Below are 14,281 nucleotides of genomic sequence, written 5' to 3' on the forward strand. Positions count from 1 at the left end.
CCGTGGGGTTATTGGTTATTTATACAGTAAAAGACTGACTATTATGCCAAGTTTGCCTGGCGGCGACCATGATTAATTCACCACATGAAAGGGAGGAAGGTGTATCGTAGTTTGGTATACACCATTTGTTTTATTTTTTGCTGACAATATCAGACTGAGTTGAACCAGCGATATCCATCAGTTCTTGCTGTTCTTTATCGGGGATTTCATATTTATCAAAGACCCCTTTCAAGAGTACCGCCATCTGATCCCATTCTTTTTCAGAAATATTCAAATGCGCATGTGATGCCTTCATCGTTCGCCCCTGATACTGGCAAGGCCCACCTGTTGCCTGACATACCATCGCAGTGACATGATATTTCAAATATGAAGCAGGAACTGCTTTTCTTGCCGCATCAATCGCCGGATTCGCGTTCAGCAGCTCATCGACGACCATCACATCAATAAAATCATTCACTACAACAGCGATAGGTGCCAGCCCTCCAAGCCTGTTATAAAGTGACTCTGGTTCCTCTGTCTGGCTTTCAGCATGAACCACTTTAATACCGGTCAATAACACCATCAACAATGCTGCTGCTAAAAAAATAGAAGTTCACTTGTCGGGACAACATCATTTTCTCCTCTATTATGAATATCTTTAATGGCATAAGTTGATTTTATCGCCATAGAGCATAATGAATATTCAATAATTATGTTTTGACGCTGAAATAAATACGAGGTAAATAAAAGAGACTGGAATTAATAGTGTAGTTCAAGGAAGAATATGGAAACCAAAACCCTCCTGACCGATTGCCCGGATGCGATGGGCTTAATCTCGAAAATCACCAATATCTGTTACAAACACCAGCTCAATATTGTTCATAACAATGAGTTTGTTGATCACGCCCATAATCAGTTTTTTATGCGCACCGAACTCGAAGGGGTCTTCAATGACGAAACTTTCCTGTTCGATCTTGATCGTGCCCTGCCAACAGGCAGCCATCGCCGCCTGATCAGCTCCACCCGCAAGCGCATTGTCATTATGGTAACGAAGGAAGCCCATTGCCTTGGCGATATCCTGGTAAAAGCATTTGACGGCACTTTGGATGTTGAAATTGCAGCCGTTGTAGGAAATTACGACTTATTGGCTGATTTGACCGAAAAGTTTGGCATCCCATTCCATCATGTCAGCCATGAAGGGCTGAGCAGAGAAGAACACGAAAAGAAGATGATTACGGCAATTAAGCAATACAATCCCGATTATGTGGTGCTGGCCAAATACATGCGGATTCTAACCCCAGACTTTGTTGCTCAGCTCCCTAATCAGATCATCAACATCCACCACAGTTTTCTGCCCGCTTTTATCGGGGCCAAACCGTACCAACAAGCCTTTGAGCGCGGCGTTAAAATCATCGGTGCCACTGCTCACTTTGTAACTAACGACTTGGATGAAGGGCCAATCATCACCCAAAACGTAATCCACGTTGACCACAACTTCAGTGCTGCCGACATGGCCCGCTCTGGTCGTGACGTCGAAAAGTCCGTCCTGAGTAAAGCTTTGGGGCTGGTACTCGATGACCGGGTCTTTGTTTACGAGAACAGAACAGTCATTTTATAGTTGGGAACTGGGGCCCAGGCCCCAGTATCAACCATCATTTTTCTTCGCTTTCAATCACATCTTTCAACGAGCACGGGTGCAGCTTGATACAGACGCCACCTTTCTTAAAAGCAAAGGTCGGATTCGGCAAGCGCTCTTTTTCCCCGGAAGGCGAACTTGCTTTTACCTTAATGCCTTTATCGGCCAGCTCTTCCCAATTTAACTGCGGGAAAGCGGCATCCAGCACATCCTTCAACTCATCGGTATTTTTTGCTTTGGCCGGGATAACGAATTCAATATGCTCCCAGCCTTCCTGCGGATATGACTTGCTTCCCGGATATGGCAGCTCCAGCGCTTCAATACTCCAACGACCGACCTGTAGTGGCTGGTGAAAGCCGATCACAATAATCGGACGACCGTTAATTTCATTATTCGACCACTCATCACCATATGCCAGCCAAGACTGGTGCAATGCTTCAGCCACCTCCCAATCATTAACCCGCAGGGCAATATGATCTGCCTGGTAATCAGCCAGAGACAATTTCATCTCTTCAGCCAGCACCTCAATACGTGTCAGAAAAGCAGGTAAACTTGCCAACATTTGCTCGGGATGAAGACCGGAATCAGTCAGCTTCTGCATGTTTTTTCTCCAGTAATTTTTATATCGGGCAACAAACGCATAATTATCCACAGTTTCGGGTTATCCGAAACCCCGGCAAGTGCAACGACAGGCCTTGTTGCTCCTTGATTTGTGCATAATTTTCACGTTCTATCCAGAACGAAAAAAAAATCGCAAACAATGACGTTTTCGGGTTGCCAAAAGGCCTAATTTTGTGGGTATTATTAAGGCAATACAATGCGCGTATTCAAGATATTCCCTCTTTCCCAAGAGGATGCCCCGTCAAAAATACTCACGAGATCCTAATCTGCATTAAATTTACCTAAATTTATGCCGTCAATGTTCGTGATTATTTTTGACGGTTTTTGCTCCCAGCAACAGTTGAATACCGTGACGTTTTTGCCTCGCTAGTGCATCAAGCTCAATTAGCGTAACAAATGATTTGAAGGATAAGCGTGTGAACATTCAAGCACTAATTAACGATAAAGTATCTCAGGCGTTAGAAGCCGCAGGCGCACCAGCAGGTAGCCCAGCAGCCGTTCGACAGTCTGCGAAAGCACAGTTTGGTGATTACCAAGCGAACGGTGTCATGGGCGTTGCTAAGAAACTGGGCACTAACCCTCGCGAGTTCGCACAAAAAGTTATCGACGTTCTGGATCTAGACGGTATCGCTGAAAAAGTTGAAATTGCAGGCCCTGGCTTCATCAACATTTTCCTAAGCAAAACTTGGCTGGCAGAGCGTGCGGAAGCGGCTCTTTCTGACGAGCGTCTGGGTGTAACAAAAGAAGAGCAGAAAACCATTGTTGTTGACTACTCTGCTCCAAACGTTGCAAAAGAAATGCACGTAGGTCACCTACGTTCAACCATTATCGGTGATGCTGTTGTTCGTACCCTTGAGCACCTAGGGCACAAAGTTGTTCGTGCCAACCACATCGGTGACTGGGGTACTCAGTTCGGCATGCTGATTGCCAACCTTGAGCGTGTTCAGAAGGAATCTGGTGAAGTTTCAATGGAACTGTCAGATCTTGAAGCGTTCTACCGTGAATCCAAAAAACTATACGACGAAGATGCCGAGTTCGCAGCGCGTGCACGTAACTACGTTGTTAAGCTTCAGGGCGGTGATGAGTACTGTGCTGAAATGTGGAAGAAGCTGGTTGACGTTACTATGGTTCAGAACCAGCGTAACTATGATCGCCTGAACGTGTCACTAAGCCGTGACAACGTGATGGGTGAGTCAATGTACAACGACATGCTGCCAGGCATCGTTGCAGACCTGAAAGAAAAAGGTCTGGCGGTTGAAGATGACGGCGCTCAGGTTGTATTCCTGGACGAGTACAAGAACAAAGACGGCGAGCCTATGGGTGTTATCATCCAGAAGCGTGACGGCGGTTTCCTATACACCACTACCGACATCGCTTGTGCTAAGTACCGTTACGAAGAACTAGGCGCAGACCGTGTTCTTTACTTCATCGACTCACGTCAACACCAACACCTGATGCAGGCTTGGACTATCGTTCGTAAAGCTGGCTATGTACCAGAAGACGTTACTCTTGAGCACCACGCTTTCGGTATGATGCTTGGTAAAGACGGCCGTCCATTCAAGACCCGTGCAGGTGGTACCGTTCGTCTGGCAGATCTACTTGATGAAGCCGAAGAGCGCGCAGCGAAGCTAATCGAAGAAAAGAACCCAGAGCTAGACGCTGAAGAAAAAGCAAACATCGCAAGTACTGTTGCAATGGCTGCGGTTAAGTACGCTGACCTTTCTAAGCACCGTACCACAGACTACATCTTCGACTGGGATAACATGCTGGCGTTCGAAGGTAACACTGCACCATACATGCAGTATGCATACACTCGTGTAGCATCTATCTTCAAGCGTGCAGGCGTTGAACAGGCTGATCTGACTCACCCAGTAGTAATCAATGAAGAGAAAGAGCAAGCACTACTTTCTACCCTGCTTCAGTTTGAAGAAGCAGTACAGACTGTTGCTCGAGAAGGTCACCCACATGTTATGTGTAGCTACCTGTTTGAGCTAGCAGGTAAGTTCTCTAGCTTCTACGAAGCCTGCCCAATTCTGAATGCAGAAGAAGAAGTGAAGCAGAGCCGTCTAAAACTTGCTCTTCTTACAGCGAAAACCATCAAGCAAGGTTTGGATCTACTCGGTATCGAAACACTTGAGCGCATGTAATTTATCCTGTTTCATTTACGAAATAGATTAATTACAGGCTAATAATTTAAAGCCTTCTAAGGTATCCTTAGAAGGCTTTTTTATTTCTCGTAACAATTGATGTGTAAGAGTTACAAAAAAAAAGCACTTTAATACAAACAGTTATACCAACCTAAGTGATGAAATACCCACCGTTTCAGCAACAAAAAGTCATCAAGAAAAGTACATTGGCAATAGTTTTGATTGCAAAATCATCAGTATGACTATTGGTATATTCAGTATTTAAAAACAATTAAACGTTTATTTGGCTGATATTACTTAGGTATTTGTGACAATAATGGAATTCAGCTTATGAGCAAAGACAACTTTGTGGAATCAACGGAAACGTTGAAAAAAACCGTTCCTTTGATGATCAAACACAAAGTACCGACCACCCCTACTAACTATGCACTGTGGTATACCTACGCTACCCAACAGTGTCCGGAGCTCAATCTGGCTATCGACCAGCAAATTGAGTCCATGAGTCACTGCACACCGACACTGTGCGATAACCTGTATCAAGAGCATCTGGCCAATCAAACAGACAAAGGCATGGCTCAACTCAAACAAAGCCTGACAGCAATGATGCAGGAACTTTCACACTCCATGTCGGATACGCTTTCCGAAACAGAAACATTTCAGGGAGCTCTGGACAAGACCTTTGCCAAACTAGAAAGCGCAGAAAAAGAAGGCCTTTCGATTACCGATACAATGGTTCTTGTGCGCGAGTTAATCCGTGAATCAAGCCAAATCCGATTGTCTACTGGTTCATTAAAAAACCAGCTGACCAATGCACAACAAGAAATAACCGCGCTGAGAGAGGCTCTGAACGAAAGTCAGAAAGCAGCCAATGAAGATGCAGTAACCCAGCTACTTAACCGACGGGCCTTTGAGCGCGATATTCAAGGTTACGAACGAAACAATATCCCTTATAGCCTAATCATTCTGGATATCGATAAATTTAAAGAATTCAATGATAACTATGGCCACCTGCTTGGTGATCAGGTACTAAAAATCGTCGCAAACTGCCTTAGTACTTTCTGTCAGGAAAATGCCCAGGTGTATCGTTTCGGCGGGGAAGAATTTATTATCATCCAGCCTAACAAGTCGCTATCTTTCGCTCGACAACAGGCCGAGACATTACGCAGAACCATTGAAAAGATTTCTGTCCTCGATAAAAAAACAGGCCAGAGAATCAATTCAGCTACGGCCTCATTCGGTATCGCAGAGCACCAGGCAAAAGAAACATACGATCAAGTGATCGAACGTGCCGATAGTTACCTGAATAAAGCCAAGCAACTAGGGCGAAACCGAGTACTTCCCCTCAATTAATAGCTAATAGCGCGCTCTCCCCCTGATAAATGAGCCATCATGCCCATGGTGGCTTCCCCCAAAATAGCTAAGACTACTGGCCAAAACGCTGGCCACCGCCTTGCAGCCATTCCAGCTCTTCTTTGGTTGATAAACGGCCATTAACCGCATTACGATGTGGAAAACGACCAAAACGTTTAACCACATCATGATGGCTGACCGCGTACTGGTAAAATCCCTCAAAAATAATTGCATGGGCAGGTGAAACTACCTGTCGCAAGCGATCAAAGCGAAATACGCATTCTTCCTGATCCTCTACCGTTTCAGAATGTTCCAGCGGCAAATAAAAGAACACACGCTCAATTGGGCTCAGCTGTTCATCCTGATTATTTGCCAACCCGCGTTTACAAATGGCTAATGCCAGTGAGTCGTAACGAAATGCAGCACTGAGCCCCCGGTAAATATTACGGGTGAACTGATCCAGCAAGATGATTAACGCCAATGAGCCTTTCGCCTCTTTCGTCCAATGGCTAAGCTCTCCTCGCCCAGCCCGACTGACCAACATCTGAAAACGCTCGGCTATCAGTTTATCCGTAGCCTCACCGCCTTGAAACCACAAAGCATTTCGGTCTGTAACTGTCATTTCTTCGTTCAGCTCACCAAACCAAAAGTCCAATACTTCCTGATATTCCGTATCCATAGCTTTCCCTCACATGCTTACAGCTGGCCCAAGACAACCATCACACAGAACAATGCCTAATAAATCAGCTTGCTTACTGTAATCTATGCTGGCCTTTATTGTAATTGGTATTACCATGACAAGATCCAGTTGCAGATCCTACAGTGATAAGATCAGCATAACGCAGCCCTCACGGATCATGACGGTCAATATTCCAGCCTGTGAGCCGCACTATACATTTAAGGAATACAACGATGCATTTTACACTCCATCCGAGATTGGCAGCAGATACGACAGTACTCGGAGACTTCCCTCTATGCCGGGTACTACTTTCAAAAGAAGCGCTGGGACCGTGGCTAATTTTAGTTCCACGAAAAGAAAACCTGACAGAAATTCATCTCCTGCCGGAAGAAGAGCAGTTTCAGCTTATGCGCGAATCCAGTGCGGTTGCGACCCTGCTGGAAAAGGACTACCAAGCCGATAAAATCAATATCGGCGCACTCGGAAACCTGGTACCCCAGCTTCATGTCCATCATATTGCCCGATTCGAAACCGACATCGCCTGGCCAGGCCCTATCTGGGGCAATACCAACGGAATCCAACGAAAAGAAACCGTACAGGAAGCATTGGCAGAAGAACTGCGCTCAGAGCTTGCCACTATTGATGTTTTTAAACCTTGCTGATCCCCCTAGCAATAAATCGCAACAAACAATACCCCAAAAAAAGGCAGCCACCCGGCTGCCTTTTCAATGCTTCATCAGCGTAACACAGTTATTGAAAGCTCATCGGTCTTGAGCCAACGGTACCAGACTTCTTCCGCGCTCTGGCAACAAGAATCACGGTCACAGCCAATAAGCTCTTTTCCTAACACGCCTTTTCGAACCCAGACATCCAACATGGCATCAATGCCATCTTCACTAGTACCAAAATGGTGCGCCAGATTTTTTCGGCTTGAACGGCCATGCAGCTCAATATACTGCTTCAGCTGCTGAAGGATCATAGTGCCAACACCTCTTGAACTTGTTTCTTACCTTCGCGCTTGAAGGCAATAAACAGAGCGGCATTAATCAGAGCGAAGAAAACAATCCACAGCGTACTGGTTACCGGATGTACAGTAAAGAAAGCCACCTGGTAAATCAAAGTTGCAAAAGTATAGGCCAGCAACATTGTCCAACCAGCAATGAAAAGAGAATACTTCTGACCGAACTCACGTACGTATGCACCCATTGCTGCAGCACAAGGTGTATACAACAGAATAAATACCAGATATGCCATTGCTGCTGCTGAACTAACAAAGTGTGCCTGGATATTGCTGAATACTGATGAATCAACTTCCTGATCTTCAGCTACTGCTTCCAGGTCAGTCAGCTCACCAACTTCCAGACCAAGCGGATCTGAATAGCTTAGATCTGCCAGGTTCGCAGGAATAGTCTCAATCGCTTCTTTCAGGCTTCCCAGAAGGTCATATTCACCGCCCTCTTCGCCTTCAGATGGTGCATACAGACTGTTTAGCGTACCTACAACAGCTTCTTTCGCAAAGATACCCGTGATAATACCCACGGTGGCTGGCCAGTTATCTTCTTTCACACCAATAGGAGCCAATACCGGAGTAACAAGCTGCGCCGCTTTTGACAGTACTGAGTTTTCTGTATCTTCGTTACCGAATGAACCGTCAGCACCCAGCGAGTTAAAGAAGCTTAAGCAAGCAACAACCACAACGATTGTCTTACCAGCACCCAATACAAATTTCTTCAGCTTCTGCCAAGTCTTTATACCAACGTTACGCATTGTCGGCAGTTCATAGTCTGGCATTTCCATAATGAAGCTGTCGCTTGAGCCTGGATACAAAGTATTGCGCAGAATAAGTCCTGTCATTACCGCCGCAAAAATGCCTAGCAGGTAAAGGGCAAATACAACATTCTGGCCGCTCTCCGGGAAGAACGCAGCAGCAAACAGTGCGTATACAGGAAGACGAGCACCACATGACATAAACGGTGCCATTGCAGCCGCCAGCTTACGCTCACGCTCTTGCTCAAGAGTACGGGTTGCCATGATAGATGGCACGTTACAGCCGAAGCCCAGAACAAGAGGAACAAAAGCCTTACCAGGAAGGCCAACTTTCTGCATCACTTTGTCCAGTACGAAAGCGGCACGGGCCATGTAGCCAGAGCTTTCCAATACAGCCAGGAACAGATACAGACAAGCGATAACAGGGATGAAAGTAGCAACCGTCTGGATACCACCGCCGATACCATCAGCAATCACAGTAATCAACCATACAGGCAGATGATCATCCAACAGGTAATGACCGCCGTCCACTAACAGAGCGCCAGCACTAATATCGAAAAAGTCGATGAAGGCACTACCGATGTTAATCGAGAACATGAACATCATGTACATCACGATGAAAAAGAACGGGATACCAAAGGCACGGTGCAACAGTACACGGTCAATTTTGTCACTCAGGCTACGGCTCAACTTACCTTCTTGGCGACGAACCTTCTGACATAGCTCATGAAGGTAGGTATAGCGAACATCAGCCACCTGAACATCAGGATCCACATCAACCATTAGCTTATTGCGAATATTGCACGCTTTGTTCTTATCGTTCTCAGCCAAGCTGTTAATAACAAGCGTGTCATTTTCCAAGACACGAATGGCCTGTGCACGCACATTCAATGTCTCGCTGCAAAACATTGCCTGAAGTTCACTAATTGCCGCTTCAAACTGATCGCCGTAATTCAGAGCCATCTCTTTCACAGCAATACCTTGAGCAAGCATTTTGTGAAGCTGAGCCTTAAACTCCTGTACCTGCTTAACATTCGTAGCAGATAGAGAAAGTACCGGGCAGCCGAGCGCTTTTTCCAGGGCTTTTACATCCAGCACCTGACGCTGACGCTGTAGAGCATCCATTTTGTTAAGTACAACAATCATCGGACGACCAAGTTCACGCAGCTGCAAAGTCATATACAGGCTGCGCTCCAGGCAGGTTGCATCAACAACGTTGATGATCACATCTGCAGGCATAGTAAGAATGGCACGAGAGGCTATCGCCTCATCAAGGCTATTGGCATCGTTTGCACTATCTAAGTTGTAAATACCGGGCAGATCAGTCAAGGCAAAGTTGTCACCGGCACACTGGTAATGGCCCGTTTTTTTCTCAACCGTTACACCGGCCCAGTTACCAACTTGCTGTTTTGCACCAGTCAGGCCATTGAATAATGTAGTTTTGCCGCTATTAGGGTTACCGACAGTAAGAATATTGTATTCCATTAGCGTGCCTCCACTTCAATATTGGCAGCAATCTGCTTACGCAACGCGATATCAACGCCGCGAACACGTACCTGAAGCGGGTCACCAAGAGGGGCCACTCGAATCACAGTCACCTCTGTATTCGGCAACAAGCCCATAACCATTAATTTTTTCCTGGTGGCAGAAGGAAGAGCAGACATTCCGGTTACAATACCGTTTGCACCGCACGACAAATCAGACATTTTCATCTCAAACTGATACCTTAATAATAATAATTAGCATTCACAGTCGCAATATTACACACTGAAACACATTGTGTATTGCTTTAAATCAAAAAATCAGCGTGTTTAATGATCAAATAGTCAGTTTATTGAAAAAGAATACTTCTCAAAACCATCTGAATACTCAAAAGATGAAAGCTAATAATTTTGACGGTGTTGACAACGTTAAAACAACATCAACAAAACAAAGTCATTTGTGCCATATCATTACACTGGCGTATTTCTATAGCCAACTGGCGGAAATCTAATAACGGGAAAGTAAGGGAGTCACTATATTGGGGAGCACGAAGAGCGATGATTTTAAAGATTTATTCCTAAGGTGGTATGGCGTTTGGCATATCGCCTGGCAGCAAGCGAAGGTGTCATTGGCACCCGTGATATGGTCACTCGACCATATCACGTTTTTTCTTTCTCAAACATCCACGCCTAAGGCATTTCAGGCTAATACGCCTTAACCTTCTGACACTTAATTTTCTGATATTTGCTAGCATACTGGGATGGAGTCATACCAAAGCACCTCTTAAAACAGGCGCTGAAATAAGACGGTTCATTAAAGCCACATGATAAAGCGACATCTGAAATCCTGTCTCCCTGCCTAAGCATCAGCTTCGCCTGCTGAAAACGGAACTTAATAATATAGTCTTTCAGCGACATCCCGAATTCTTGCTTGAACTTGCGTTGCAAGCTCCTCTCCGACATGAACAATGCCTTAGCCGCCATTGATGTACCAAAATCAGGGTCATGGAAATGGTTTTCTACCAACGAAATAACATTCACCCGCCAAGGCGTCGCAACCTCAGTTTCTGGTACAGGCGCGATATTATGCTCAGGTATACCATCAAATTCAGCTGGTCGATTCTTCCCAAGGAAACGCATAATTTGATTAAGTACCGAATCAGCATCAAGTGGCTTATCTATTGTTGCAGCTAAGATCGGGGAATGATCTGATACACAATAATGTTCACCTTCAGCTAAAAACAGCACGAATATAGCAGAACCATTTATCGGCTCTCGCTGAAGTCGCTCAAAAACCTCAAGCCCATCCAGCCCCGGTAATGCCAAATCACACAACACCATATCCGGTTGATTCTCTCGCGCTAAAATAACCGCCTCATAACCATCTCTAGCCATAATAAGATGGAAGCCCTTAAGCAACGCCGACAAACACGTCATGACCTCTTTATCCGTCGAAGCCACCAGTAAACAAGGTAATTCATCCCGTTTATCAGTCTGTCCAGAATTTACAGCCACAGTGGTATTACTTTCCCGGTACAGCGGCAATGTAACAATGAACTCACTGCCAATCCCCTGATAACTAATAACCGAAATTTCTCCGCGATAACATTCCACCAACTGCTTGACAGTGCTTAAGCCCAGACCGAATCCGCTTTCCAGATTGTAATCACCGTCTTCCTTAAAATAGCAGTTAAAGATATTAGCTCTGGCATCCATCGCTATGCCCTTTCCAGTATCACTCACAGACAAAACCAGATCTAATTGCTTTTGCTTGACCATCACAGAAATACAGCCTTGGCTCTCCGTATATTTCAGGGCGTTGGACAACAAATTACCAATCACGATTTCAAGGTGATACGGTGCCATCTTGACACTCAGTCCCTCAGTTTCGTCCTCAACACAGAGGATAATCCCTTTCTGCTCAGCCTCCATTTGCCAGCTCATGCAGCAAGCCTGAATGAGTGGAGAGACCAACTGCTCACATGCTCTTTCTGGCTCCACAAAAGCCAATGCATCACGATTAAGCAACTGCTCTGTAAGGTATAAAGCCCGCTCCACATTTCGAGAAACAACATTTAGCGACTCGCCCCACTCCTTCGATCCCGAGGCAGACATCCTTTTTAACGGCTCAAGGGTATGCACTAGCGGAATCCGCATCTCATTGGATAGCTGAGCCATGAACTGCTGACGCATATGTAGTATCTGCTGCAACTGTTTGTTACTGGCATATAACTGCTTCTTATGCAGCTCTATCTTTTCCGTTTTCCGAAAGACCGCTTCTTTAAGCTGTAAGTTCTGATTATGGTAGCCCCGAGAGCGCCACAGCATCGCACATAAAAACAACACTAATAGGAAAACAGCAGTAATTGACAACAACCAATAAGAAAAATACCAGGGCCGCTTAACCTGAAAAGGATATGAAATAGGAGATGAGAGCTCCATAGGCAAAAAACCAGATCGCAACTCCAACTGATACAGGCCAGGATCCAGAGCGTCAAATACCAATATCGAACCATCTAATCGCTTCCAGCTTTCGTCACGGCCACCAGCTAACCGATATTGCAATGATTCCAGTCCCGAAAATGGCAACCTCCCTACCTGGAAGTTTATTGCCGAACCAAACGGCACCGCCAGTTCCTGCTCTCTAAAATCTGTAAAAAACCTTTGCTTCTGGTCAACCTGAATACTACTGATCCTAGCTGTCGATAAGGGATGTTCTAAAGCCTGTAAAACATCAGGATTAACTGCCAACAGCCCTACCCGGCTGGCAAAAAGGAGCTTTCCTGATTGCAAATACAGGCAAGACTGGGAATAAAATTCATTATCGAGAACCCCAAAAGGCGGCGAAAAATGCTGCTTCAACTGTCCCGAAAAAGAATAATGGGATAGGCCTTTACTGGATCCGAGCCAGATACCACCTTCAGCAGCAACAGCACAATAAGGCGTGGTTCTACTTCCCATCATAGAAATGGTTTTTAAATGAAACTGGGTTATATTCTGTGCCTGTTGCAAGCTATCGTTATTAACGACCCATAGCTGTGCAATCCTATCTTCATAAATATCAAGTACCCCCCCCTGGCCAATGGATTCTTCAACCAGATTCAATCGGCCAGCTTCAAAGTGATAAAGAGCATAATCCGTCCCAACCCAAATCTGCTGCTCACTATCTTCAAACACAGATGTGACCACCTCACTTCCCGAAGGAGACTGTGTCCAATGACGACCAAAAGAAATCAGCTCTTCCGAATCAGGCCAAAAGCGGTATAGATGGGAAGCCATTCCGATCCAAACCGAACCATAATGATCCACTGTCACACTAATTACATGCTCATCCTTAAACCACTCCGGTAACGGTCTCCCTCCCCATTTACCTGTGGCCAGCACATAGATTTTCAAGCCTGTTTCAGTGGCAAGCCATAACTTCCCGTCACGATAAGCCATATCATTGACCTTTCCGAATGACGGCAAAGTGCGTACAACCTCAAGCGTTTCTGACAGCTCTGTCAGGCCATTGTCTGTCGCCAGCCAGATCTGACCATCACCAAGCTGAACAACATCATTTATCTGACTGGCCTGTAGCAAATCAGTATCCCGTCCAAAACGCAAACGACGAAAGTTTGATGAAATCCTAGGTAGATAATTAATCCCTTTATTGGTGGATACCCAAAGAGAGCCCTGCTCATCGCGCAACAGCGCAGCCACATAGTTTCCGTCAATGGCAAATATATCATGGGCATAAGCACGGTAATGAGTCAGCTCCTGAGACTGTAAATCAACCAAGAACAAGCCATTAACCGTACCAACCCACAAGCCAAGGCCAGTTTCAGTCATACTAGTAACAAACTCAGGAGGACTAAATACGCCATACGAGGCAACAAAGGGAAGTCCTTCCCGGGAATAAAACAATCCCTTTCTGGTGCCAACCCAAAGCTTTTTACTGTTGTCTTCAAATAGCGCCGTAATTTTTTGTTCTGTGAAAAGTGGCTCATCCTGAAACGAACGATCTCGAAACTCATATGCCCCTAAGGGAGCCGCTACAAACAACGAGTTTCCTGCAGCATAGAGCCCCGATAGATCCAGTCCTTTCGGATAAGCATAAAACACCCATTGTTGCTGACTATCGGATACCGCATATAAACCATCTCCGCCGGCATACCAAATGTCTTGACCTATTTTCTCCACAAACTGCACCGCAGACGAGCCAAGCGCTACCGGAGAAAGTCGGGCTGTACCTGGTGAATATTTGAAAGCCAGGCCATCTTTTACCAACCACAGCAGGTGCCCGGCCATCACCATATCCGTTACACCGCTAATGACATCACCATTACTGTCTGTTGCATTATTTAAACGCTGGCCATCATAAAAAACCAGCCTATCCTGTTTATCAATGAACCAAAGGCCCCCATTGGCGTTACTGTGCATCTGATTAGCAATAGCTACACTTCCCCTAGTCTGATGAGACAAAGAATAAAAAAGCGTATTTTTCCCAGGATCGGCAACAGCCGTAAAACTGTTCATAAGAACAAAAAAGCAAGCAAAAAAGAAGGCAAAGACATTATTCATAATCAGCTAGAACGACTTAGATTCAGCGCAAGGCAGTGATATCAAATAAATTTCGGCC

General features: G+C 45.4%; 11 protein-coding genes. 4 read left to right on the plus strand and 7 right to left on the minus strand.

Going from position 1 to position 14,281, the window contains the following annotated elements:
* Window positions 1-130: 130 nt before the first annotated feature.
* Window positions 131-562, minus strand: coding sequence for a group 1 truncated hemoglobin (locus Q0852_RS04835; RefSeq protein ID WP_299014651.1), 432 nt, complete (start codon window positions 560-562; stop codon window positions 131-133).
* Between the two features lie 201 nt (window positions 563-763).
* Between Q0852_RS04835 and purU the strand changes: the two genes are divergently transcribed.
* On the plus strand, window positions 764-1,597 hold the full coding sequence (gene purU / locus Q0852_RS04840) for a formyltetrahydrofolate deformylase (RefSeq protein ID WP_299014655.1): 834 nt from the start codon (window positions 764-766) through the stop codon (window positions 1,595-1,597).
* Window positions 1,598-1,631: 34 nt separating this feature from the next.
* Here the strand turns inward: purU and Q0852_RS04845 are convergent, their stop codons facing one another.
* Complete coding sequence (locus tag Q0852_RS04845; RefSeq protein WP_299014657.1) at window positions 1,632-2,216, minus strand: VOC family protein; 585 nt, start codon at window positions 2,214-2,216, stop codon at window positions 1,632-1,634.
* Between the two features lie 436 nt (window positions 2,217-2,652).
* On the opposite strand from Q0852_RS04845, the gene argS reads away from it, so the two are divergent.
* Together argS and Q0852_RS04855 are read left to right on the plus strand one after the other, a co-directional pair.
* Window positions 2,653-4,383 (plus strand): arginine--tRNA ligase, encoded by a 1,731-nt coding sequence (argS, locus tag Q0852_RS04850; protein WP_299014660.1) that lies wholly within the window; start codon window positions 2,653-2,655, stop codon window positions 4,381-4,383.
* Between the two features lie 330 nt (window positions 4,384-4,713).
* Window positions 4,714-5,733 carry a GGDEF domain-containing protein gene (locus Q0852_RS04855; protein ID WP_299014663.1) on the plus strand — a complete coding sequence of 340 codons (1,020 nt, stop codon included), beginning with the start codon at window positions 4,714-4,716 and terminating at the stop codon, window positions 5,731-5,733.
* A gap of 73 nt (window positions 5,734-5,806) precedes the next feature.
* Here Q0852_RS04855 and Q0852_RS04860 read toward each other — a convergent pair whose 3' ends face one another.
* Window positions 5,807-6,412: a DUF924 family protein gene (locus tag Q0852_RS04860; RefSeq protein WP_299014667.1), complete on the minus strand. Its 606-nt coding sequence runs from the start codon at window positions 6,410-6,412 to the stop codon at window positions 5,807-5,809.
* A gap of 233 nt (window positions 6,413-6,645) precedes the next feature.
* On the opposite strand from Q0852_RS04860, the gene Q0852_RS04865 reads away from it, so the two are divergent.
* Window positions 6,646-7,074: an HIT domain-containing protein gene (locus tag Q0852_RS04865; protein WP_299014669.1), complete on the plus strand. Its 429-nt coding sequence runs from the start codon at window positions 6,646-6,648 to the stop codon at window positions 7,072-7,074.
* A gap of 74 nt (window positions 7,075-7,148) precedes the next feature.
* Here the strand turns inward: Q0852_RS04865 and Q0852_RS04870 are convergent, their stop codons facing one another.
* The 4 genes from Q0852_RS04870 to Q0852_RS04885 form a co-directional block, all read right to left on the minus strand.
* Window positions 7,149-7,391 carry a FeoC-like transcriptional regulator gene (locus Q0852_RS04870; RefSeq protein ID WP_299014672.1) on the minus strand — a complete coding sequence of 81 codons (243 nt, stop codon included), beginning with the start codon at window positions 7,389-7,391 and terminating at the stop codon, window positions 7,149-7,151.
* Window positions 7,388-9,664: a Fe(2+) transporter permease subunit FeoB gene (gene feoB, locus Q0852_RS04875; protein WP_299014675.1), complete on the minus strand. Its 2,277-nt coding sequence runs from the start codon at window positions 9,662-9,664 to the stop codon at window positions 7,388-7,390. Before feoB ends, Q0852_RS04870 begins: the two co-directional genes overlap by 4 nt.
* Window positions 9,664-9,891: a FeoA family protein gene (locus Q0852_RS04880; protein WP_299014678.1), complete on the minus strand. Its 228-nt coding sequence runs from the start codon at window positions 9,889-9,891 to the stop codon at window positions 9,664-9,666. The genes feoB and Q0852_RS04880 overlap by 1 nt, the downstream gene beginning before the upstream one ends.
* Before the next feature lie 474 nt (window positions 9,892-10,365).
* Complete coding sequence (locus Q0852_RS04885; protein WP_299014681.1) at window positions 10,366-14,082, minus strand: helix-turn-helix domain-containing protein; 3,717 nt, start codon at window positions 14,080-14,082, stop codon at window positions 10,366-10,368.
* Window positions 14,083-14,281 lie beyond the last annotated feature (199 nt).

The organism is uncultured Photobacterium sp. (assembly GCF_947502415.1).
GTDB lineage: Bacteria > Pseudomonadota > Gammaproteobacteria > Enterobacterales > Vibrionaceae > Photobacterium.